The organism is Paraburkholderia terrae (genome assembly GCF_002902925.1).
Classification (GTDB): Bacteria; Pseudomonadota; Gammaproteobacteria; order Burkholderiales; family Burkholderiaceae; genus Paraburkholderia; species Paraburkholderia terrae.
In genome coordinates, this window is the sequence record NZ_CP026113.1 from 2,500,176 (window position 1) to 2,523,169 (window position 22,994).

The 22,994-nt window shown below is 62.0% G+C and carries 21 protein-coding genes and 1 pseudogene; 11 read left to right on the plus strand and 11 right to left on the minus strand.

Annotated features, from left to right (window positions below; genetic code table 11):
• Positions 1-91: 91 nt before the first annotated feature.
• Positions 92-898: an IclR family transcriptional regulator gene (locus tag C2L65_RS40955; protein ID WP_042305627.1), complete on the plus strand. Its 807-nt coding sequence runs from the start codon at positions 92-94 to the stop codon at positions 896-898.
• A 167-nt stretch (positions 899-1,065) separates the two neighbouring features.
• Here C2L65_RS40955 and C2L65_RS40960 read toward each other — a convergent pair whose 3' ends face one another.
• Entirely contained in the window at positions 1,066-2,601 is a 1,536-nt protein-coding gene (locus C2L65_RS40960; protein WP_042305628.1) for a methyl-accepting chemotaxis protein, read from the minus strand.
• Between the two features lie 233 nt (positions 2,602-2,834).
• Here C2L65_RS40960 and C2L65_RS46845 point away from each other — a divergent pair.
• From C2L65_RS46845 to C2L65_RS40990, 5 genes and pseudogenes are all read left to right on the plus strand, one after another.
• Positions 2,835-2,990, plus strand: a pseudogene (locus tag C2L65_RS46845) (IS6 family transposase); the annotation flags it as partial.
• A 232-nt stretch (positions 2,991-3,222) separates the two neighbouring features.
• Entirely contained in the window at positions 3,223-3,921 is a 699-nt protein-coding gene (yfiR, locus tag C2L65_RS40970; protein ID WP_042305629.1) for a regulatory sequestration protein YfiR, read from the plus strand.
• On the plus strand, positions 3,918-5,177 hold the full coding sequence (dgcN, locus tag C2L65_RS40975) for a diguanylate cyclase DgcN/YfiN (RefSeq protein WP_042305630.1): 1,260 nt from the start codon (positions 3,918-3,920) through the stop codon (positions 5,175-5,177). Before yfiR ends, dgcN begins: the two co-directional genes overlap by 4 nt.
• Positions 5,178-5,262: 85 nt before the next feature.
• The gene (yfiB, locus tag C2L65_RS40980; RefSeq protein WP_042305722.1) at positions 5,263-5,790 is read left to right on the plus strand and encodes an outer membrane lipoprotein YfiB; all 528 of its coding nucleotides are present in this window, start codon (positions 5,263-5,265) and stop codon (positions 5,788-5,790) included.
• A gap of 492 nt (positions 5,791-6,282) precedes the next feature.
• Positions 6,283-6,945 (plus strand): hypothetical protein, encoded by a 663-nt coding sequence (locus tag C2L65_RS40990; protein ID WP_233446666.1) that lies wholly within the window; start codon positions 6,283-6,285, stop codon positions 6,943-6,945.
• A 150-nt stretch (positions 6,946-7,095) separates the two neighbouring features.
• Here C2L65_RS40990 and C2L65_RS40995 read toward each other — a convergent pair whose 3' ends face one another.
• From C2L65_RS40995 to C2L65_RS41010, 4 genes are all read right to left on the minus strand, one after another.
• Complete coding sequence (locus C2L65_RS40995) at positions 7,096-8,049, minus strand: dimethyl sulfoxide reductase anchor subunit family protein (protein WP_042305633.1); 954 nt, start codon at positions 8,047-8,049, stop codon at positions 7,096-7,098.
• A gap of 24 nt (positions 8,050-8,073) precedes the next feature.
• Complete coding sequence (locus C2L65_RS41000) at positions 8,074-8,811, minus strand: 4Fe-4S dicluster domain-containing protein (RefSeq protein WP_042305634.1); 738 nt, start codon at positions 8,809-8,811, stop codon at positions 8,074-8,076.
• Between the two features lie 13 nt (positions 8,812-8,824).
• Positions 8,825-11,776, minus strand: coding sequence for a molybdopterin oxidoreductase family protein (locus C2L65_RS41005; RefSeq protein ID WP_042305635.1), 2,952 nt, complete (start codon positions 11,774-11,776; stop codon positions 8,825-8,827).
• A gap of 774 nt (positions 11,777-12,550) precedes the next feature.
• On the minus strand, positions 12,551-12,838 hold the full coding sequence (locus C2L65_RS41010) for a DUF1330 domain-containing protein (RefSeq protein ID WP_042305636.1): 288 nt from the start codon (positions 12,836-12,838) through the stop codon (positions 12,551-12,553).
• Positions 12,839-13,469: 631 nt separating this feature from the next.
• Here C2L65_RS41010 and C2L65_RS45910 point away from each other — a divergent pair.
• A complete protein-coding gene (locus tag C2L65_RS45910) occupies positions 13,470-13,724 on the plus strand; it encodes a hypothetical protein (RefSeq protein ID WP_156132252.1) in 255 nt (84 codons plus the stop codon).
• A gap of 262 nt (positions 13,725-13,986) precedes the next feature.
• On the opposite strand, the gene C2L65_RS41020 is transcribed toward C2L65_RS45910, so the two are convergent.
• Positions 13,987-14,175 carry a hypothetical protein gene (locus tag C2L65_RS41020; RefSeq protein WP_042305723.1) on the minus strand — a complete coding sequence of 63 codons (189 nt, stop codon included), beginning with the start codon at positions 14,173-14,175 and terminating at the stop codon, positions 13,987-13,989.
• Between the two features lie 144 nt (positions 14,176-14,319).
• Here C2L65_RS41020 and C2L65_RS41025 point away from each other — a divergent pair, with 144 nt between their 5' ends.
• Both C2L65_RS41025 and poxB read left to right on the plus strand, forming a co-directional pair.
• Positions 14,320-14,544, plus strand: coding sequence for an SRPBCC family protein (locus C2L65_RS41025; RefSeq protein ID WP_042305638.1), 225 nt, complete (start codon positions 14,320-14,322; stop codon positions 14,542-14,544).
• Between the two features lie 158 nt (positions 14,545-14,702).
• Positions 14,703-16,424 carry a ubiquinone-dependent pyruvate dehydrogenase gene (poxB, locus tag C2L65_RS41030; RefSeq protein ID WP_042305639.1) on the plus strand — a complete coding sequence of 574 codons (1,722 nt, stop codon included), beginning with the start codon at positions 14,703-14,705 and terminating at the stop codon, positions 16,422-16,424.
• A gap of 72 nt (positions 16,425-16,496) precedes the next feature.
• Here the strand turns inward: poxB and C2L65_RS41035 are convergent, their stop codons facing one another.
• On the minus strand, positions 16,497-17,261 hold the full coding sequence (locus C2L65_RS41035) for a GNAT family N-acetyltransferase (RefSeq protein WP_233446667.1): 765 nt from the start codon (positions 17,259-17,261) through the stop codon (positions 16,497-16,499).
• On the opposite strand from C2L65_RS41035, the gene proP reads away from it, so the two are divergent.
• On the plus strand, positions 17,253-18,719 hold the full coding sequence (gene proP / locus C2L65_RS41040) for a glycine betaine/L-proline transporter ProP (RefSeq protein ID WP_042305640.1): 1,467 nt from the start codon (positions 17,253-17,255) through the stop codon (positions 18,717-18,719). The genes C2L65_RS41035 and proP overlap by 9 nt on opposite strands.
• A gap of 2 nt (positions 18,720-18,721) precedes the next feature.
• Here the strand turns inward: proP and C2L65_RS41045 are convergent, their stop codons facing one another.
• The 3 genes from C2L65_RS41045 to C2L65_RS41055 all read right to left on the minus strand — a co-directional run bounded on the left by C2L65_RS41045 (position 18,722) and on the right by C2L65_RS41055 (position 20,661).
• A complete protein-coding gene (locus tag C2L65_RS41045; protein ID WP_042305725.1) occupies positions 18,722-19,336 on the minus strand; it encodes a LysE family translocator in 615 nt (204 codons plus the stop codon).
• Between the two features lie 84 nt (positions 19,337-19,420).
• Positions 19,421-20,380 (minus strand): quinone oxidoreductase family protein, encoded by a 960-nt coding sequence (locus C2L65_RS41050; RefSeq protein WP_042305641.1) that lies wholly within the window; start codon positions 20,378-20,380, stop codon positions 19,421-19,423.
• The gene (locus C2L65_RS41055) at positions 20,377-20,661 is read right to left on the minus strand and encodes a hypothetical protein (protein ID WP_042305642.1); all 285 of its coding nucleotides are present in this window, start codon (positions 20,659-20,661) and stop codon (positions 20,377-20,379) included. The genes C2L65_RS41050 and C2L65_RS41055 overlap by 4 nt, the downstream gene beginning before the upstream one ends.
• Positions 20,662-20,755: 94 nt before the next feature.
• On the opposite strand from C2L65_RS41055, the gene C2L65_RS41060 reads away from it, so the two are divergent.
• The gene (locus C2L65_RS41060) at positions 20,756-21,562 is read left to right on the plus strand and encodes an AraC family transcriptional regulator (protein ID WP_042305643.1); all 807 of its coding nucleotides are present in this window, start codon (positions 20,756-20,758) and stop codon (positions 21,560-21,562) included.
• An 83-nt stretch (positions 21,563-21,645) separates the two neighbouring features.
• Here the strand turns inward: C2L65_RS41060 and C2L65_RS41065 are convergent, their stop codons facing one another.
• Entirely contained in the window at positions 21,646-22,980 is a 1,335-nt protein-coding gene (locus C2L65_RS41065; protein ID WP_042305644.1) for an aminotransferase-like domain-containing protein, read from the minus strand.
• Positions 22,981-22,994: the final 14 nt, after the last annotated feature.

The following is a 22,994-nucleotide window of genomic DNA, read 5'->3' on the forward strand; positions in this document are numbered from 1 at the left end:
GATAATCGAATCAAAAAAATCGCAAAGAGATTTTTGCGTATCGATATTCGATACGATATGATGTGATATCGAGTTCACCACTGAGACGACGATGGACCTTTCGCCTTCCGACAGCGCCGCCGGAAACGGCTCCGACCTGCTCTTCAATCAATCGCTGGAGAAGGGTTTGAATGTGCTGCGCGCGTTCAGCGCAAAGCGCCGAACGATGACGCTGGCGGAAGTCGCGGAGTCGACGTCGATGTCGAAAAGTTCGGCGCAGCGGATGGTCTACACGCTCGAAAAGCTCGGCTATATCCGCAAGCATCCGTTGACACGCCGCTATCAACTCACGCCGCGCGTGATGCAGATCGGCTTCAACTATCTCGCCGCCGACACGCTGATCGACGTCGCCAATCCATTCCTGTCGGAGCTTACGAACATCACGTGCGAAACGACGAACCTGACCGAGCCCGACGACGACGAGATGGTCTACGTGTCACGCTTCGTGTCGACGAAGTTCGTGCCGATCCACATGCCGATCGGCAGTCGTATCCCGATGTATTGCACAGGCAGCGGCCGCGCGTATCTGAGCGCATTGCCTGTGGAAGAAGCACTCGTGCGTCTGGAACAGATGGACCGGGCTGCGTTCACGGCGAACACCGTGACGGACCTCGCTGCGCTAGGCGAGCGGCTCACCGAGGCGCGCCAGCAAGGCTATGCGACGAACCGCGAGGAACTGTTCATCGGCGATATGTCGATCGCGGCGCCCGTGATCGGCAGCCAGGGGCGCCCGGTTGCTGCCGTGCATGTGGTTGCTCCTACAAGCAGATGGACCTTCGAAGACGCGCGTCAGAAGCTCGCCCCTGCCGTTATCGACTGCGCGAGAGGTATCAGCAACTCGATACGGACGCTGGAGTAGCGATCGGCCAGACACGCGATGATTGATCGAAGGGGCACTTCGCGAGCAAGCCCTCGCCGTGACGGTTGCAAGTCCCCGTTGCTCTGAAGTTCCCTACTACAACCGATATTTCGGATGACGTAGATTTCGAGTCAGATAGCGAAGAAAGGACACGGGGCCAATTCTCTTTAAAGCTCGAAAATCCCCACGGTCGCCCGCAACTTTGCAGCCTGCTCATCAAGCGACGCAGCCGCCGCAGCAGCTTCTTCGACAAGTGCCGCGTTCTGCTGGGTGACTTCATCCATCTGCGAAACAGCGCGATTCACCTGCTCGATACCCGTGCTCTGCTCGACGGACGCGGCTGCAATCTCGCCCATGATGCCGCTGACACGCTTGATGGACTGCACGATCTCGCTCATCCGCTCTCCGGCGATTGCGACCTGGCTCGTACCGTCGTCCACGCGCGCCACCGACGAGCCTATGAGTTCCTTGATGTCCTTGGCTGCGGACGCGCTGCGTTGCGCCAGCGTCCTTACTTCGCCCGCGACGACGGCAAAGCCGCGTCCTTCCTCGCCCGCGCGCGCGGCTTCGACGGCCGCGTTCAATGCCAGAATGTTGGTCTGGAACGCGATACCTTCTATTACGCCGATGATCTCGCCGATCTTGCGCGATTCGTCCGCGATCGTTCGCATGGTGCCGATGACTTCATCGACGGCCTGACCGCCGCGCCCGGTCGCGTCAGACGCGAGGACGGCCAGTTCGCTTGCCTGCCTTGCGTTGTCCGCGTTCTGCTTTACGGTGGCCGTCAATTGCTCCATGCTCGCAGCCGTTTCTTCCAGCGATGCCGCTTGCTCTTCAGTGCGTTGCGACAGGTCGATATTGCCTTGAGCGATTTCTCCCGAACCGGTTGCAATCGAATCACTCGAACGCTGAATGTCGCGCACCACATCGCGAAGTTTCAGGCGCATTTCACTCAATGCATAGAGCAGGCTTGAGCGATCCGATGGCGCGAGCCTGATCTCAGACGCGAGGTTGCCTGCGGCAATCTGCGCAGCAAACGCCGCGGCGTCTGACGGTTCACCGCCGAGAGCGCGATACACGCCGCGAGTCATGAACCAGGCCATCGTCCCAACGGCGAGCAGGATCACAAGGGAGATGCTCATCAAGGTCTTTGCAAGCTTCCAGTACGCTGCGTTGATGTCGTCGTAGAAAAATCCTGTGCCGATCCACCAACCCCATGCCGGGATGTCAACCACACCTTGCAGCTTCGCCTCAAGTGGACCGTCCTGAGTGCGCTTGATCAGCACGTCGACGAGGGCAATGTGATTGCTCGCCAGCCCTTGCTTGTATGCCTGGGTGTCGGTCAGATTACCCTCTGTCGTTTTGTTGCCGCCCGTCTTGGTGCCGATCAGGCGTGGGTTGGGATGAACCAGATTGATGCTGTCGGTATCGGTCACCCAGTAATAGCTTTTGGTGTCGGCGTTGAGTTGGCTCAGCGCTGTTTTTGCGGCGGCTTGCGCGTCGGCGCGATTCATCTTGCCGCTCGTTTCGAGCGACTGGTAGTACAGGGTCAGATGCTCGGCCTTGGTCAGCAGTGTGACGATCTGCGCTTTACGGCCGTCGATAAGCGCACGATCAAGTTGCGAAAGGGCAATTGCAGCGACACCGATAACGCCCGCCAGCGCAACGCTGACAAGGATAAGGAGCTTGGTCGAGACTTTCATTTTAATCGGGGCGCACCCGGTGCAAGGTCAGGAAAATTTTAACTGTCTGGTACATATATCGGAATGCGGGAGCCAAACTTTAACTTTCCGCCAGCAGACGGTTGGCCTGACGGCTTTGCAAAGCATTCCCCAGGCCACGGATGCGCCACCCTGTTCGCCGGTCTACGATCAATCCTTCACCTGCCTGTGCGCGAGGCAGGAGGCATGTGCGGATAGGCCGTTCCGCCACCAGACCCGAGCGCACGCAAGCTTTCTTGTCGAGCTTCGGTCCAATCCGCCAGCACTTTGCGATAAAGCGACACTTGCTGCGAGCTTCGCTCTATCGAAAACAACTCGGCGAACGCTTCGCTGCCTGGCATCGTTTCACTGATCTCACCCAGAATCCGGCTGGCTTCTGGGAAGGAGGTCGGCCCCAGCAATACTACGTCGCGAACAATTTAACGCGACAGTGCCTGTTGAACGGCTCGCTGTACACAATAATCGTATGCGTGTTACAGGCGATACGGTTGGTCGCGCGACTTTGTGCGTAACATGAACTTCCGTGCGCGTAACATGGTGCAGGCCCGCGAATGACGGGAGCCTGACTGCAGCGCCGGGATTGACGCCATCGAGTGTTTCATCATGCATATGAGGGTGCGCGCGACGTCTGCCTTTCGTGCGGCGGCGACCACGCCAAGGGGCGCGGCGATGGTCGCTGCGCGGCCAACGTCCGGTTGGCGCGGCTGGGCCGCCTCGCCGTGCAATGCCTTGCTCGCAGTGGCCTGCGCGCTGAGCGCGGCACCGGCCGCGCTTGCCGAGACACCCGCCAATGCAGCCGGTCCAGCCAGCGCCGCGCCCGCCGTCAACAACGCGAGCCAGCCCGAACCCGCCATTTCACCGAGCGACGCCGCCGTACGCCAGGCCGTGCTAGGCATCGTGAGCTTCACGCGCTGGCCCACGCCGCCAACCCGCCTGCGCATGTGCGTGACGGGCCGCCCCGACTACGCCCACGGTCTGGTCGACACGCTGCAGGTCGGCTCGACGCCGCTCGACGTGCAGCGCATCGGCTTTGGTGACCCCGCCATCGGTACACGCTGCGACGTCGTCTATTTCGGCAATCTGAGCGACGATGAGAGAGAGCAGATCAGAGCCGCCGTGGTGGGCCACCCGGTGCTGACCATCTCGGAACATAACCCGTCCTGCGCCGTCGGCAGCATGTTCTGCCTCAATGTCGATGGCGAACGCGTCACCTTCGAGATCAATCTCGACGCCGTGGCGCGCAGCGGCGTACGGGTTCACCCGAATGTACTCAAGCTCGCCCGGCCGGCGCTGACGCCATGAGACAGGCCGCCGCCCCCGCTTCCCCTCCGCGCCCGACGTTGCAGAGCGTGTTGCGTCGCGCGCACCTGCGCCTCGCCTTCGTCGCCATCGCGATGGCCGCCGTATCGTTGATCCTCGTCGCCGTGATCGCGCTACGTGCCTATGCCGGCAATAACCTGAATCTGCTGGTCCGCTCGCTCGGCTATACGGTCGAGGCAGCACTGGTGTTCGGCGATCGCGTCGCGGCGGCCGAGGCGATCGCGCTGATCGCTAACAAGGAGGACGTGGCCGAGGTCATCGTCACAGATGGCAAGGGCTTGCCGTTCGCGGCGTGGCAGTTGCCCGCCGGAAGTGCGATCGCAAGGCTCGAGCGGGACGTCGCCGACATTGCCTTGCCCGGGCCCGTGACCATACTGGTGCTGCACGACGGCATCGTCGTCGGGCAGGTCGAAGTGCGCGGACAGGGTCACCAGTTCTTCGGCTTCCTGCTCGGTGGCATCGGCGGCATCCTGGCCTGCCTTGCCGTCAGCGTGCTTGGCGCCTATGTCAGCTCGCAGCGCCTGCTGCGCAATATCGTCGCGCCGCTGCGCGCGCTGGCCCGCGTCGCCCACGCGGTGCGGCGCGAGCGCGCGTTCGGGCAGCGGGTCGAGCCCGTGGCGATCGCGGAACTGAACGAGCTCGGCGACGACTTCAACGCCTTGCTCGACGAGTTCGAAGACTGGCAAAACAACCTGCGCGAAGCAAACGTGGCGCTCGAACACCAGGCCAACCACGACGCCCTCACGGGTCTACCCAACCGCGTTCAGTTCGAGTCGCGCCTCGCGAGCGCCCTCAGCGCGGCCGCGGTCACGGGCCAGCGGGTCGCTGTGCTATATCTCGACTGTGACCGTTTCAAGGAGATCAATGACTGCCTCGGCCATGAAGCCGGCGACGTGGTGCTGGTCGGCATCGGGGCACGGCTGCGCACGCAGTTGCGCGAGATCGATCTGGTCGCGCGCCTCGGTGGCGACGAATTCGCCGTGATGCTGGCGCCAATGCGCGAAGCGGCAAGCGCCGGCCGTATCGCCGAGGGCCTGCTGGCCAGCATGGCGCCGATGATCGTTTTGCCCGATGGCCGCACGGTGGCCACCATGATCAGCATCGGCGTTGCGCTTTATCCCGATCATGCGGGCGACGCCGTCGGCTTGCTGCGCGCCGCCGATGCGGCGATGTACCGGGCCAAACGCGCGCGACCTGGCTCGTGGCAGTTTGCCGAAGGCGTCGCCGGACCGGCCTGAAGCCAACGCCTGGCGTAGCTGCCGGGATAACGGATGAGTTCGAAAGAGCGCATGCAAGGCGGAAGCACTCAAGGGGAATGGGATGATGAGACACTGGTTTCCTGCAAACATCTGGCGGATGTCCATTGCGAGCGCAATGCTTCTGTGCATGCTGCTCGAGGGCTGCCAGACGCAGACGCAGACACAGACAAAGCCGCTTTATCGCGGACTGACTCAGACGCAAGTCAACGCGCTCAAGTCGGAAGGATTCCAGGAGACCGAAGAGGGCTTCGAGCTCGGCTCGAGCGAACCGATCCTGTTCGACTTCGACCGCTACGACCTCAAGCCGGACGTCCGCCGGATCGTCGAGCGGATCGGCCACACGCTCGTGTCGGTCGGCATTGTCAGCGTCCGCGTCTACGGCTACACCGACGCAGTAGGCACGAACGCCTACAACTTCCGGTTGTCCGAGCGCCGTGCCGAGACAGTGGCGGCCGAACTCGTCGACATCGGCCTTGCTCCCGGCCGTGTCTACGCCATCGGGAAAGGCAAGCGCGACCCGGTGGGTGACAACCGCACGGACGCGGGCCGGGCGCAGAACCGCCGCGCGGCGATCGTCGTCTCGCCGCGTTGAGCCGGCGCGGCTTTCGGTTCGATTGCGTCAGTCGAGCATCGGGCTATCGCGCTTCTTCGCGTTACATTTCCCGAATTACATACGTCTGTCCGAGCCTGTTTCATCATATGTATGCCGAAGAAGCTGCGGCGGCTTATCCGCATGCGATGCTGCACGGCCCGGCAGCATTGCAACGCAAGCGAAAGTATCTCCGCTTCGGGACAGTGCTAACGGATCGGCCTCATCCGGACTGGCCCGGTCTCGAAGAACGAGATTCGATCGAGTACCTTGAGGTGACGGTTACGCGCAAGTTCTTTTGGCCGCGCTCGGGATGTTCTCCTATCCTAGAAAGCGGTCCGCGCTTTTGATGGGTTTCCGTGTGCGCGGCCGTCAATGGGACGGAGGTTGGCCGCCGGCCCACGGTGCATCGAACATCCGTTCCAAGGGCCCAGGTGAGCGTGACTTCCGGCACATGAAAACCTTGGCATTGACGACGGGGAGCAGGAGTCAGAGATGGCGCGCCGCATACTTTTTGTCCCCTTTATCAAGGCCCCAATCGTCGGGGGGAGACCGGGCCGCTCCTACGTCAACAAGAACCTGGGTTGGATCAACAGCTACAACGCTAAAGAAATAAAAAAGAAGGCGGTTCTGGAGGGGGCCGTGGCCCACGACATCCACGAGTGCTGGTATATCCCCCGCACGCCGAACTCCATGATCGCATCGCTCGGTCCGGACGATCAGCTCTATATTCGCGGTCACAGTCTGATCGGTCTGGAAGGAATATTTGATGAGGCCACCAAAGACGAACAGGGCAAGCCGATCCATCAGTCGAGGATGGATCAGGAACTGTTGGTGAAACTCAACGAGGGCAACGACACTGGCACGAAGAAACTCGCATTTATGCTGAAGGCGTCCGACGTTGTCACCCGTCTGTTCGAAAGCGGCCTTCGAGAAGATTTCTCTGGCACGATCAAGTGCTACAACTGCCACAGCGCCGAGGGCGAACAAAACTTCGCCAAAGCGCTTGAGAAAGCGCTCACTGAGCGCGGCTATAAGAAATGCCGCATCTATGGCTACACGGGCGCGCTGTCGTCGATGTATGAAGGCGAACACAAGACCAGCACTGACCCGAAGGGACGCGCGCGAAACGCAAGAGTTGAGATCAAACGAACCTGACCGGGTGCCAACCAGGTCATTATGCCGACGTGACTTTCGCTGCCAATTGAGATCAAGGAACGGCGCTTCGTCGGCCTTATGGAAAGCTTCACATAAGGCCGAGTTGCGTCCGACGAGCATCCGGCAGGTTCAGGCGAACAAAGCCGAATCCTATGCCTGCCGATAATAAAGATTCTGCGGATGCCGCGCTTCAGCGAAGAAAAACCACCGCTCGGCGACAAGCCCCGCGTACTGTATCGCGGACGCGGCACACAACAGCGCGAACGAAAAGCCAATCGACCGAACGCTCCCGCCGAAGGCCACCAGAACGAATGGCACGATGAAGCCGGCAACGATAAACGTCCACTTGATGCGCTTCAGCGTCTGAGGCGTCTTGCCATGAAAGAACTCGCGCAGATTGAATGCGCCCGCCGTGAACCCGCGCGATTTCTGCTCGACGTGCGCAGCGCGAATACCCGTCGCGCTCTGCACCGTTGATTTCGGCCTGAGCCGTGCATTGCGCGCCAGCGATGCACCGCGCGAGACGCAACCCGTCAGCGTCAACGTACACGCCGCCACCGCAAGCGGCGAAACGAGTACAGGCGCGAGCAGCGCGGCGCAGGCCGTCGCGAGCGTAAAGCCTGACGCGCAGCCGAGCATCACGAAGTTGACCAGCGTGAGCGGCGTCGCCCATTCCTGGAGGAAGCGCAGACACGCGTAGATCATCCCCGTGCAGACGAACAGCAGGGCACTCGCGATCACGGCGACAGCGCCGATCGCGAGCGTATACGGCGAAGCAAACGCATGCGCGACGCCATAAGCGAACGTGCATCCGAGAAACACCGGCAGGCACAGGCATTCGCGCGAGAGCCACGAAGTACGCCACATCGCAATGGCCCGCCACGCACGCTCGGGATGACCCAGATGAAAGAACGACGCGACGAGTCCCAACACACCAAGCAGGCACGACAGCGCCGCGCCGACGACATACATGAGGGGCGGCACCGCGGCTGCATCGCCGAAGCCCAACCGCAACGCTGCTTCGACGCCGACCAGCGCGATCAGCAACCCTTGCCCCGCCCCGCTCAACGTCGTCAGGAACACCACTGAAAATGCCGGATTCATGCCACTCTCCCTTGACGTTCAACGTCAGACCCGCGTCGCGACCGAAGCGAGATGAAGCTCGCCGCGTTCGACCTGCGTTTCGACGGATGCGATTTCGTCGCTTTCGGACGGTGTCTTGCACGAACATGATCCGCCGCTGCACGTCGACACCTTCTGGCGCGGCAGATAGTGATTCGCGGGCCGCGTGCCCCACTCCGGCATCAGCTGATAACCGCCCCGTTCGCGGATCGCCTTCGACACGACCGATTCCGGATCGTGAATATCGCCAAACAGGCGCGCCGACGTCGGACACGCGAGCACGCACGCCGGCTTGCGATCGCGCTCGGGCAGCGCCTCGTTGTGGATGCGGTCCACGCAGAGCGTACATTTGGTCATCTCCTTGCGCTTCTCGTCGATTTCGCGCGCGCCGTAGGGGCAAGCCCACGCGCAGTACTTGCAGCCGATACAGCGGTCATAGTCGACCAGCACCAGGCCGTCTTCCTTGCGCTTGTAGCTTGCCCCGGTCGGACAGACGGGCACGCACGGCGGGTCCTCGCAGTGCAGGCACGACTTCGGAAAATGAATGGTGTCGGTAAGCGGGAACTCACCGGCTTCGTAGGTCTGCACGCGGTTGAAGAACGTGCCGGACGGATCGGCGTCGTACGGACGAAAATCCGCCAGACTGCCCGCCTCTCCCGACGTGTTCCACTCCTTGCAGCTCGTCACGCACGCGTGGCAGCCCACGCAGACGTTCAGATCGATCACGAGCGCCATCTGTGTCATGCGATGCTCCCGTTCAGTTACGTTGCGTCGTCTTCCGTTGCACCGCTTTCAGCCGCGCCGCGAACTCGCCGCGGCCCGCGAAATAGGTCTGCACGATGCGATGGATCATCCCGCCCGACCCCGTGCCGACCATGCCGGGCATCGTGGCAGGCATCGGCGCGAACTGCGGCAAGGTATGGTCGGCGTCCGCCTCTGCCGGATAGATGCGCACACGCACGTCATACCAGGCGGCCTGGCCTGTCACGGGATCGGAATTCGACGTGCGGACATGACGCGGATCGTCGACGGGAATCTCATCCGTGATCAGGTGATTCAGCAGGAACCCGCGCTGCGATTCATTGGCATCGGGGCCGAGATTCCACGCACCCGCCGACTTGCCGATCGCGTTCCACGTCCATACCGTGCCCGGCTCGACGGCCTCGCTGTAGCGCGCCATGCAACGCACCTTGCCCCATTGCGATTCGACGTAGATCCACCCGCCGTCCTCGATGCCTTGCGCGGCGGCCGTGCGCGGATTCATGTACAGATAGTTCTCGCCGTGTATCTGGCGCAGCCACGCGTTCTGCGAGTCCCACGAGTGATACATCGCCATCGGACGCTGCGTGACGGCGGCGAGCGGAAAGCGCGCGTGATCAGTAGCGGCGTGTTCTAGCGGCAGATGCCAGCACGGCAGCGGATCGAAATACTGCGCGATGCGCGCGCGCAGATGCTCGGGCGGCTGCCGGCCTTGCGTCTTGCCCTGCGCGGCGAGCCTGAACTTCTGCATCACGTCCGAATACAGTGCGATCACGATCGGCGTATTGAACTTGCGAAAGCCCTTTTGGACCGCGAAATCAAGGTATGGCCCGTTGCAGTTGCGCATGTACTGCAGTGTCTCGGGCAGCGTGTAGTGATAGACGCAGTTGTGCTTCGCATACTCTTCCCACTGCTTCGGATTCGGCTCGCCGACGAGGGCATCCTTGCCGTCCTTGCCGCGCCAGCCGATCAGGAAGCCGACGCCCGACCCCGGCGCGGTCTGATGATTGACGATGAACTCAGGATAGCCGCGATACTTGCGCTGGCCGTCCGGCGTCGTGAATGCCGGAAACTTCAGGCGGCTCGCCAGTTCGATCAGCACTTCCTGGAACGGCTTGCATTCTCCTGTCGGCGGCACGACGGGCACGCGCACGGAATCGACGGGACCATCGAACTCGGAGATCGGACGGTCGAGCATCGACATCGCGTCGTGGCGCTCGAGGTACGTCGTGTCGGGCAGGATCAGATCGGCGAATGCCGTCATCTCCGACTGGAACGCATCGCAGACGACGATGAACGGAATCTTGTACTCGCCGTCTTCATTGCGGTCCGCGAGCATCTTGCGGACTTCGACGGTGTTCATCGACGAGTTCCACGCCAGGTTGGCCATGAAGATCAGCAGCGTATCGATCGGGTATGGATCACCGCGCCATGCGTTCGTGATCACGCTATGCATCAGGCCATGCACGGCGAGCGGATACTCCCACGAGAACGCCTTGTCGATACGCACGGGCTCGCTGTTGTCATGGATGAACAGGTCCTCGGGACCCGCGGGCCAGCCGAGCGGCCCGTTCGCGAGCGGCGTATTCGGCTTGACGTCGTCGGGACTGTTCGGCGGTTTGGCCGACGGCGGCACCGCGCGCGGATACGGTGACTTGTGCCGGAAGCCGCCCGGCCGGTCGATGGTGCCGAGCAGCGACATCAGCACGGCCAGCGCGCGTATCGTCTGAAAGCCGTTTGAATGTCCGGCGAGTCCGCGCATCGCGTGGAATGCGATCGGCGCGCCCGTCACGGTTTCATGCGTTTCGCCCCAGGCATCGGTCCATTGGATCGGCAGCGTGATCTTCTGATCGCGCGAGACATCGGCCATTTCGCCCGCAAGACGCCGGATCGTTTCGGCCGGAATGCCGGTGATCTCCGATGCCCACTCCGGCGTGCAACCGGCAAGCTGTTCGCGCAGCAGCACGAACGAAGGCGCGACGGGCGTACCGTCCGCAAGCGCATAGCGCCCTTCGAGCGCCGGCCGCACACCCGGTGTGTGATGCAGCACCTCGCGCTGGCTGACGGGATCCCACCACAGGTGGTTCTGCGGGAACATCGCGTTGCACGCCTGCGCGTCTTCGTCGCACACGAACAGACCCTGCGTGTCGCTGTCTTCGCGCATGTCGAGCAGTTCGCCCGCGTTCGTGTAGCGCTCCACGAACTCGCGATCATACGCATTGCTTTCGATCAGCTCACGCATCAGTGCCATGAACAACGCGCCATCCGTACCCGGACGGATCGGCACCCATTCGTCGGCAATCGCCGCGTAACCGGTGCGCACCGGGTTGATCGCGATGAAGCGGCCACCCGCCCGCTTGAACTTCGAAATCGCGATCTTGAGGGGATTCGAGTGATGGTCCTCGGCCGTGCCGATCATGAAAAAGAGCTTCGCGCGATCGAGATCGGGACCGCCGAACTCCCAGAACGAGCCGCCCATCGTATAGATCATGCCCGCCGCCATGTTGACCGAGCAGAAGCCGCCGTGAGCCGCGTAGTTCGGCGTGCCGAACTGCTTCGCGAACAGGCCTGTCAACGCCTGCATCTGGTCGCGGCCGGTGAAGAGTGCAAACTTCTTCGGGTCGGTGGCGCGGATATGCGCGAGACGCTTTTCGAGCACGTCGAACGCGACGTCCCATGACACCGGCTCGAACTGCGCCGTGCCGCGCAATGCATCGGGCTTGCGCATCAGAGGCTGGGTGAGACGCGCGGGCGAGTACTGCTTCATGATGCCCGACGAGCCCTTCGCGCAGATCACGCCCTGGTTGAGGGGATGCTCGGGATTGCCGTCGATATAGCGCACCTCACCGTCGCGCAAATGCACGCGGATGCCGCATCGACAGGCACACATGTAGCAGGTCGTCGTCTTGACTTCCAGCTTCTCGTTTTGCGTGCGGGCTTTGTGCTCCATCCTTACCCCCTTCAAATCGCTCTTTCCCGGCGAACGCACGTCATCGATAGTGAAACGTCGCTTGCACGATTCCGTACATCTTCATGCTAAGAGGGACGCGCACAAAAGAAAAATCGCCGTTTTGAATCCAAATCATCGCGGTAGCCGATAGATCACACGACTGCATCGGCCGGCGCCCGCACGTGAACGCTTCACGCTCGCCACGGAATGGGGTCTCGGGTGATCGTTCCTTTCGTGCTCTTTCTGACGGTTTGACGCGAAAGGGCAGTTCGCTTTGGAGCATGCCCCATTGAGCAATCTCATTTGCGCAATGAGGTGGTTCCACCCGTCCGTTGTCGTGTGGCACGCTGTATTCAGTCACAGCGGACTCGGCAAGCATCCCCCACAAAAGGCACGCCGTTTGTGTCACTGGGTGAACGGATAAAATGTGACTGGCAGCATGACCGCGTCGTTACCCGCGACTACTTTGTTGCGGATGCCTGGAATCGCCGCTACTACTTCATTTATCGGGAATGGGTTGGAAGCCGCGACGAGCGTGTCTGAATCAAAAACTCAAACCGTAAAGAGGACTGAAATCGGCACGATACACGCCGCCGCCACATCGCCCGTTGCCTGTGCGAGGCAACTGAAGGAATCTTGTCTCTGTGGCAGAACCCGGCCAACGGCGGCACGACCCGCACTGAAACGCCGCGACCGTTGTCCGCTCGAAAGCCGATGTTCATCAATCTGTCGCGGCTCGCTCAGCTCCACGCGTCCGAGCGTCACCGCCTTTCGTTACACGCCTTCGACAAGAACGGCCCGATAGCGTGCCCCCTTGAACCGATGCTGTGCGACTTCCTGATACGCCGGGCTGTCGTACCACGCACGCGCGGCCGCAGTCGACGGAAACTCCACGATCACGACGCCCTCAGGCGCTTCGCCCTCAAGAACCTGTTGAGGTCCGTAGGCAGCGAGAATCTTGACAGGATGACCTTTGAAGGTCTCGCCCACCTTGCTTTGATAGATGTCGAGCTCACCCTGATCCTGCGTGCTCTCCTTCGTGAAGACAATATAAGTCGCCATGACGTACGCTCCTGCGGTGGTGTGAAGGTGCGCACGATGATGCCATAAAACCGCATCGCGCCTCGATACGCAACACTTGTGCAGATGTCGAGCCGTCACTTGGGCAAGAGAATCACCCGCCCCTCGCAAACAGACGTTCGCGAGGCGATCGTAAGGGCAGTTCCGTGGCCGGACGCCCCCATCGCGTCGGACGCATTGGTTGAGGCTTGTTCGACCGCGTTATCAACTTGACGAAGATGGCAGGAGTGTCGCCAATAAACCATTGGTATCCTTATCAATCGCAGGATTTGGGGACTTCGTTGATTATCCAGCCGCAGTTCGAATGTCCTTTCAATAGCGAGGACGAACGACCGCACTTGCCCGTTTGCCGTCGACTGCCTTCCCAGCGAACTTTTCCGGCTCCCTGCGAGCACACCATTTGCGCCCAAGGATTGATTGAAAGTATGTTGTAATGTTATCGGCTGTTCTCAGCACGATTGTTACGTGGATTAAATGCCCCATCCATACTGCCGGACATACGGCGTGGCAGATCGGGCAAAACCTGGTTACCCCATTTCATGATGCCGATATAGGAAAGACCGACCAAACGTGTCTTCGCGGGTTTGACGCAACCGATACGAGGGGTGCAGTCATGGAATTGAATTTTCGAGTTATCGAGAAGGTGGCATTTTCTGCCGTCGTGTTGTCCGCGTTGTCCTGCCTTGGATTTATTATTTGCGAGAAATTCCCAGGTATTCTGGATTTGCTGCCGCGAGGTCAGCACGTAGCGATTAGCGAATTCGCGCTTGCCTGCCTGTTTCCGAGCGACTGTGAGCAACTGCTTGATCTCTTGAAGACGGCTGATGAGCGCAGTGCTGCGGCGCTCCTCCTGGAGCGACCGGAATAGGCCGTCTCCAGCCCGCCCGCCTCTACCGGGACTGGATCCGAACGGAGCCCCGCGCCGTGTGCAAAGCTGCCATGCTTCCCGCCTGCAAAAGGCGTCGTATGCGAACCTTCAATATGCACATCGACGGCGTCGTGCGAATCGCGATGCACAGTGCCGCCCATTCTCAGATGGTTTGGGACGCAGCCGGCCGTAGCGCCATATCGCACGACGCCTCCTGAATTGCTAGCCCTCCTTCACTGAGCGCCTGGTAGCGCACTCCTCATCAGTGTCTCGTACGGTTGATGGCCACGATTTCGTATCCGGGGTCGGCGTGCTCGTTCGCAACTTTGTTCGCTTCCTCATACGAGAGAAAGGACGTGGCTTCCTTAATCTCCGGCGCCATGCCGATATCGCCGTCCTCTGCGGTGCAGAGGAACTTCTCACCAGTCTTCACGACGTAAAGGGTCGTCATGTCTCCCTCCATAGCTTGCAGGGGAACTTTCAGTCTAGCAGGTCGGAAGGGTTGTTGCCGACGATGCAAAAGGACGCGATTGCGACCAGTTCGTTATGCATAGCATATCAATGACGAATCCTTGCAGGCACTGAGGGAAGCAACGTGCCGGGCTTCGTGCAGGCATCGGCACCGCGCGCGCTGAGCACGGCGGAAATCGCCGAAGTGGTCGGGCAGTATCGGGATGCGCATCACACCACGGTGACATGGGCGAGCCGCTTCGAGCCAAACGACCCGAACGACGCCGAGTCGCTCACCGCGCATTATCGGAGTCTGTACCTGGCGGGCCTGAGGCGCCTCAAGACGGTTCTGGAAACTCAGGACCGCTGACCCGCGCTGAACCTGTACGTGCCAATTCGCACAGCGCGTGCGTTTTACGAAACGCGGCATCTGTCGTACCAGTACGTTGCGTAGCTACTGTGGCGCCCAGCTTTCATGGGCTCCGCAGTAACCACAACATTCGCCATGACTGGTCAACGGAGATTTACATGTCAGCAAACACCATTGCAGCTTACCTGGCTCAAACGCTCGCGGCTGCGGGCGTCGAACGCATCTGGGGCGTGACGGGCGACAGCCTGAACGGCCTTGCCTACGCGCTCGACAAGGTCGGCGGCATCCGCTGGATGCATACGCGCCACGAAGAGTCCGCAGCATTCGCAGCGGGCGCCGATGCCGCATCCACCGGCCAGCTCGCCGTGTGCGCGGGCAGTTGCGGTCCGGGCAACCTGCATCTGATCAATGGTCTGTTCGACTGTCATCGCAATCACCAGCCCGTGCTTGCGATCGCCGCGCATATTCCGTCGACGGAGATCGGCCTCGGCTACTTTCAGGAAACGCATCCCCAAGAGTTGTTCAAGGAATGCAGCCATTACGTGGAGCTCGTGTCGTCCGCCAGGCAGTTTCCGCGCGTCCTCGCGCGCGCGATGCGAACGGCCATCGAGGAACGCGGCGTCGCCGTGATCGTGTTGCCTGGCGACGTCGCATTGGGCGACGGCCCCGATGAAGCGCCGACATGGACAGAAAGCGCGCCGCCGCGCATCGTGCCCGCCGAGGCCGATCTGGAGCGTCTTGCGACGCTGCTGAACGGGTCGGATGCCGTCACGATCATGTGCGGCAGCGGCACGCAGGGCGCGCACGACGAAGTCGTGGCGCTTGCCGATACGCTCGGCGCGCCTGTCGTGCATGCGTTGCGGGGCAAGCAGTTCGTCGAATACGACAATCCTTTCGACGTCGGCATGACAGGGCTGATCGGCTTCAGCTCGGGCTATCACGCGATGATGTCGTGCGACACGCTACTGCTGCTCGGCTGCGATTTTCCGTATCGCCCGTTCTACCCGTCGCACGCGAAGATCGTTCAGATCGACTGGAAGGGTTCGCAACTCGGCCATCGCGCGCCGCTGACGTTGGGTCTCGTAGGCACGATCAAGGAGACGATCTCCGCGACGTTGCCCAGGCTTCAGCGCAAGCAGGACCGCAGCTTCATCGACACGGCGCGCAAGCATTACGCCGCCGCGCGCAAGAGCCTTGATGAACTCGCGACGCCTTCGCCCGCAGGCAAGCCTGTGCATCCGCAGTACCTCACGCGCATGATCGACGAGATCGCCAGCGAGGATGCCATCTTCACCGCCGACGTCGGCACGCCGACCGTGTGGTCGGCGCGTTATCTGACGATGAACGGCAAGCGTCAGTTGCACGGTTCGTTCAATCATGGATCGATGGCGAATGCGATGCCGCAGGCACTCGGCGCGCAGGGCGCGCATCCGGGCCGCCAGGTCGTGTCGCTTTCCGGTGACGGCGGCCTGTCGATGCTGCTCGGCGATCTGCTGACCGCGCGTCAACTTGGGCTACCTATCAAGGTCGTGGTGTTCAACAACAGCGTGCTGGGTTTCGTTTCGATGGAACTGAAAGCGAGTGGCTATCTCGACACGAACGTCGATCTGAGCAAGACTGACTTTGCAGCGATTGCGAAAGGCGCGGGCATCTTTAGCATTCGCGTCGAAGATTCGGAACAGGTTGCGGGGGCGTTGAAGGAGGCCTTCGCGCATGATGGTCCGGCCGTCGTCGATGTCGTGACGGCGAAACAGGAACTCGCGATGCCGCCGAAGATCGAGCTTGAACAGGCCAAGGGTTTTAGTCTGTACATGATGCGCGCCATTCTGAATGGCCGTGGCGACGAAATCGTGGATCTCGTGCGGACGAATTTCCGCTGATGTATGGGCCTTCGGCGCGCCGCGATTCGTACTTTAAGAATGGCGGCCGCCGAAGTCCGGCATTGATTCCCGTCAGGTCGCAATTTCGCGTGTGACGCGAACTTCCGTTAATAGCGCTCCGCCAATCTCGACCACTTTCGCAGAGCCGTCGGGTTCGAATCCCCGCCGGCTGTAGAAGGAACACGCTGCTGCGTTATTCTTTAACACCCACAGCGCGACAGTACCGTAGCCTTTTGCATGAAGCCGCTCGCAAGCCGCATGAATCAACGCAGTGCCGATGCCGCGACTCCAGAACTCCGACGCAACGTAAATCGCCTCGATCTCCGCACAACGCGACTCGAGGTCTTCGTCACGCGAGGGACCGAACGCAACCCAACCCGCTACCATCCCGTTCATCACAGCAACCAGCACACACGGCGCTCCCGCTAACAACGCCTTGCGCCATTTTTCCGCTCGTGCGTTTTCGTCGAGATTCGCAAGGTATTCGATTGGCAACAATTCCTTGTATGCGTCCCGCCAGGTCGCGACGTGAATCTTCGCTATTTCTTGTGCGTCATCAATTGTCGCAAGCCTTATATTCGCGCTCTGCGATAACCCCGCTCCATCATTCAAATCCCACCTCCTGTCGTTTTCCGCCGGTTTCCAGACGCATGAGCGACGGCCCGGTCGTGGGCATATCAGCACACTGTACTTGATGATTTTGCCTGGCGTGTTCGACGCGAAGGCATTCCACAGCCCACTGGCGCCCCATTTCGCGATCGGCTTCATGTTCGATCGAATGCCTGCTGCATCCGACGGGTTCGCCATGCAATTCATGGAGTGTGTCAATTGAGTCATTCGCAAGCGCGCGTCGCAAGCCGCGATTCTTCGAGCCCATCGCTCACGCTTGACGACATCACGATCGTCGACCACAGCCTGCTCAAACGTGCCGTCGGCGCCATGGCGCTCGGTAACGCCATGGAATGGTTCGATTTCGGCGTGTACAGCTATATCGCTGTCACGCTTGGCAAGGTGTTCTTTCCGTCGAGCAGTCCGTCCGCGCAGTTGATCGCGACCTTCGGCACGTTTGCCGCCGCGTTCCTCGTGCGCCCGATCGGCGGCATGGTGTTCGGGCCGCTCGGCGACCGCATCGGCCGCCAGCGCGTGCTCGCAATGACGATGATCATGATGGCCGTCGGCACCTTCGCGATCGGCCTGATCCCGAGCTATGGTTCGATCGGCATTCTTGCGCCCGCGCTGCTGCTCGTCGCACGTCTCGTGCAGGGCTTCTCGACGGGCGGCGAGTATGGTGGCGCCGCTACCTTTATCGCCGAGTTTGCGACGGATCGGCGCCGTGGCTTCGCGGGAAGTTTCCTCGAATTCGGCACGCTGGTCGGCTATATCCTCGGTGCGGGTACGGTAGCCGTGCTGACGGCGACGCTCTCGCAGGAAGCGCTGCTGTCGTGGGGCTGGCGTGTGCCGTTCTTCATCGCGGGTCCGCTGGGTCTTGTCGGCCTGTATATCCGGATGAAGCTCGAAGAAACGCCCGCCTTCAAGAAGGAAGCGGAAGCGCGTGAAGCGGATGAGAAGTCGCGTCCGCAGCAGAGCTTCGTGGAAATGCTTGCGCAGCAATGGAAGCCATTGCTGCTGTGCGTTGGCCTCGTGCTGATCTTCAACGTGACCGACTACATGGCGCTGTCGTATCTGCCGAGCTACCTGTCGGCGACGCTGCACTTCAACGAATCGCACGGTCTGTTCCTCGTGCTGCTCGTGATGGTGCTGATGATGCCGATGACGCTCTACGCGGGCCACCTGTCGGACAAGATCGGCCGTAAGCCCGTCATGCTGTTCGGTTGCGTGGGTCTGTTCGTGCTGTCGATTCCGGCGCTGCTGCTGATCCGCATGGGCACGGTGCTGCCCGTGTTCAGCGGCCTGCTGATTCTCGGCGCGTTGCTGTCGACGTTCACGGGCGTGATGCCCTCGTCGCTGCCCGCCCTCTTCCCGACGAAGATCCGTTACGGCGCGCTGGCGATCGGCTTCAACGTGTCGGTGTCGCTGTTCGGCGGTACGACGCCGCTGGTTGCTGCATGGCTGGTAGACAGAACCGGCGACGCGATGATGCCCGCGTACTACCTGATGGGTGCATCGATCATCGGCATCGCGTCGGTGCTCGCGCTGCGCGAGACTTCATGCAAGCCGCTGCTTGGCTCGGGTCCGTGCGTGGCGACGCATGCGGAAGCGATGAGCCTGATTCGCGGGGCCAAACGCGCTCACGCTGAGAAGAAACGCCTGGCGCTGGTGCGCGAACGTGCGTAACGTCAGCGCCCAGCAAGCATCCTTCCGCCGAGGCCAATCAACAGCACGCCCGCCGTCGTATCGATCACGGCTTTGCGCCGGACCAGGACGCTGCGAATGGCGGGGTGAGAGGCCAGCAGCGCCATCGCGCAGTACCACGCGCACGATATGCCGATCGACAGCGCTACGACAGCGATATCGAACGATAGTCCGGCATGGGCGGGCACCATCACGGCAAATATGCTTCCGTAGAACGCGACCGATTTGGGATTCGTCATGCTCACGAGATAGCCGCGTTTCGCGGCGGCCCAACCAGACCCTGCCGTCCGTGCCGGCGCGGACAAAGGTTGGCGCGCAGTCACGATCATCTTCGCGCCGAGCCAGATCAGATAGGCCGCGCCCGCAATCCGCAACGCCGTCTCGATCCAGATGACGTGCGTGACGATCAGACTCAGGCCCGCAATCGCTATCAACGCCCATGTGCCCGACGCAGCCGCCAGCCCAAATCCAGTCGATACGCCCGCGCGTCGCGACGCAACTGCCGTCGATGTGACGATCACGAAGTTAGGCCCTGGGCTAGCAACGCTAAGCAGCAGCACGCCGCACAGCGCGAGCAAACTGTTGATGGGATCGAGCATGTTTTCTTCCGCGGACATTGGATGAAAGTTGGATTTCCATCATACCCGAGGCGATTCTAGACCCCGCTGCAACATGCCATCTCGTCACCGCTGCATCGTGAACACAGTCCGCGCCCGCCCCGCATCGTTCTGCCAATGTATCGCCAGTTCAGCCAGCGGAACCGTCTGCGTCGCTATCTCCAGACGGGCGGGCAACGCGGCGTGCAGTACTTCGCTTACCGCATGCATCAAACGTTCGAAAGGAACGCTGCCGATGCCGCTGCCAAGCAGGCTGATCGCCGACGCGCGCAGCACGGCGCCCGGCAATTCGAGGCTCGCGCCGCCAATCGAGCCGATCTGCACGAAGCGCATCGGGTGGCCGTCAGGCAGCGAGCGAGCCGCGCCCGTCAGCAGCGTTTGCGCGCTCGCTCCCCACAGATAGTCGAGCACCACATCGACGCCTTGGCGAAAATGCGGCTCAAACGCGCGATGCAGCGCCGCGTCATCCTGATCGAGCGAAACGACATGATCCGCGCCAAGCGCCTTCAGCTCGCTGAGCGTCTGCGGATGACGCCCCGTCGCGATCACGTTCGCGGCGCCCAGGTGCTTCGCAATCTGCACTGCGAGTCGTCCCGACGCACCCGTCGCGCCATTGATGAGCACCGTCTCGCCCGCCACGAACTTCGCGCGTTCGGTGAGTGCCGCCCACGACGACATGCCCGGAATCGCCATCGCTGCGGCGGTAACGGGATCGAGTGTCTCAGGAATGGCGAAGCATCGCGCTTCCGGCACGAGGGTTCGCTGCGCGAGCCCGCCCGATGGTTCTTTCGGCCCAAAGAAATAGACCCGCGTGCCGTCTTCACGGCGGCCAACGCCGTCAACGCCCGCGACAAACGGAAAACGTCCTGTCGACGAGTAATGCGCGCCTGACGCCCTCGCGCGCGTGACATGGCTCAACGCCGAGGCTTCCACGTCGATCAGCACGTGCCCAGCTTCCGCCACAGGCGCATCGAACTCGGCATACAAAGGCATCTGGCCCGCTTGCATAACGACGGCCGCTTTCATGATTGCACCTCGACGGAAGGCACACGCGCCATCTGCGTATCGATCCACGCGCGCAGTTCGGGGTCGCGAATTTCGAGCACCTCGAAAAGACCGGTTGCGTGCAACGCGGGCAAAGCATCAACGATATCGGCGGCGGCCTGCGCACGCGCCGTCTCGCTCGCGTGGGCATCGCTCCACACGCGCGCATTCGCGAGAAAGGCCGCGACGGTGCCCTTGCGGATCGTCGTGCCGCGTACGTCGATATGATCGGCGTGGTCGGGAAGAAGCTGTTCGGCTCGCATCGACTGAACTCCTCGTAGTGGTGATGCGGCCAGTCTAGGTCTGCGCGTTCGGCCCGTCTCAGGTATAAAGGCCATTCGATACGGTTTTCCGGCCATGACCACTCCGCTGATTCGTCCTGAACTCGTCCTGTCTTCGGACGGGCCTTTTCTGGCTGCCGCCGAACTCACGCAACGCGAGTCACGCGCAACGTCGTCGCACAGCCATCCGCGCGGGCAATTGATGGGCGCGCTGAGCGGCCTCGTCTCCGTCGGCGTGAATCGCCAGCAATGGGTCGTGCCCGCGATTCACGCGATCTGGATTCCACCGCACTGCGAGCATTCGGTGCGCTCGCACGGGCCGTTCTCGGGGTGGAGTGTGTTCGTCGCGGAGCAACGCTGCGCGGCGCTGCCGCCCGAGCCTCGCGCGATCCGCACAACGCCGCTGCTGCGCGCCGCCGTCAGCCGCGCGGCAGGCTGGGACGGCACGCAACTCGACGCGCAACAGACCCGCATCGCGGACGTGATACTCGATGAGCTGGCGGCATCGAAAGCCGAATCGCTCGGACTGCCCGCGCCTGAAGACGCGCGGCTCGCGCGCATCACGGATGCGCTGGCCCGCGATCTGTCCGATTCCCGGCGTCTCGAAGAATGGGCCGAATGGGCCGGGCTGTCGCCGCGTACGTTGAGCCGAAGGTTCACCGCCGAGACGGGGATGAGTTTCGCGCAGTGGCGCGCGCAGGCGCGCTTGCTGCGCGCGTTGGAGCTTGTCGCCGAAGGCATCAGCGTGACGACCATCGCGCTCGAACTCGGCTACGACAACGTGAGCGCGTTCATCGACATGTTCAAGCGGGCGACGGGCACCACGCCGGGACGCCATGCCGCCGCGAAGCCGGCACCCACCGATGACGAAGCCAGGCCGTAGCTAGAACGGATAGACCATCGGCTTATCCACGGCACTCACCCATTGCGTCAGCGTGAACTCATGTACGTGCCTGAGCGACGCTTTCAGTACGCGTAACCGCTTATCACGCGCCTGACCGTTTCCAGCGATTCGCGCAGCACATCCAGTTCGACGGAACCCAACGCGAGGCGGACGGCATGCGGCACATGGTGCGAGGTCGCATAAGGCTCTGCTGTCGACACCGAAACGCGCTCGCGCATCAGCGCCGCCGCAACCTGATCAGCGCGCACTTCTTCCGACAACGGCAACCAGACGAAATACGACGACGGGTGACGAACGCAATTCAGGCCCGCGAGAATCTCGGCGGCCATGGCTTGCCGGATCTTCGCGTCGCGGCGTTTCTCCGCTTCCAGTCGCTTGACGGTGCCATCGTCGAGCCACGCGCATGCGATCGACGTCATCACGCCGGGCGTGTTCCAGGTCGTCGCCCGGATCACCTGCTCGATCGCTTGCATCGATTCAGCCGACGCCACGACATACCCCACACGCAAGCCGGTGGCGACGCTCTTCGAAAAACCTGACACATATACGGTCGTTTCCGGCGCGAGCGCGGCGAGCGGCGCGGGCGCCTTGTCGGCGAGGAACGCGTAGGCAGCGTCTTCGATAATCAATAGCCCGTGCCGGCGCGCAATCGCGACCAGTTGTTTGCGCCACTGCGCGCCCGTCACCCAGCCGAGCGGATTGTGCAGCGTCGGCATGACGTACACGGCCCGCACGCGCCGCCTCTTGCACAGACTTTCGAGCGCGTCGAGATCGAACCCCTGCCCATCCGCCGTGATCGGCGCCAGTTCCAGGCGGCAGGCCTCGGCCAGCACCTTGAATCCCGGGTACGTCAGCGCGTCCACGGCGACCACGTCGCCGGGGCCTAGCAGCGCCATCACCGTGGACGCCAGCCCTGCTTGCGCGCCATTCACCAGCGACACCTGTTCCCAACCGACCTTCAGCCCCCTGCTCGCGAGATGACGCGCCACGGCCGCACGTTCGTGCTGGCGTCCGCCATGCGGCTGATAGCGAAGCAGGCTTTCCAGATCGCCGGACGCAGCAAGCTGGCGCAACGCGCCGCGCAACAGATCGGCCTGGCCGGGCAGCGCCGGATAGTTGAAGTTGAGGTCGACCATGCCCGCCGCGAGCGCGAACTGATCGATGCCTTGTCTAGGCGGCAAAGAAATTTCCCGCACGAACGTGCCGCGTCCCGTCTCTCCGCTGACGAGACCCATCGCCGCGAGTTCGGCGTAGACCCGCGTCGCCGTGACAAGCGCGAGCCCGTGCGCAGACGCAAGCTGCCGATGCGTCGGCAGGCGCGTGCCGGCGCGCAGGCGTCCCGAGCGGATATCCGCGGCGAGCGTGTCGACAAGTTCCTTGTACCGGGCCTGAGCCATCTGCAGATGTATCC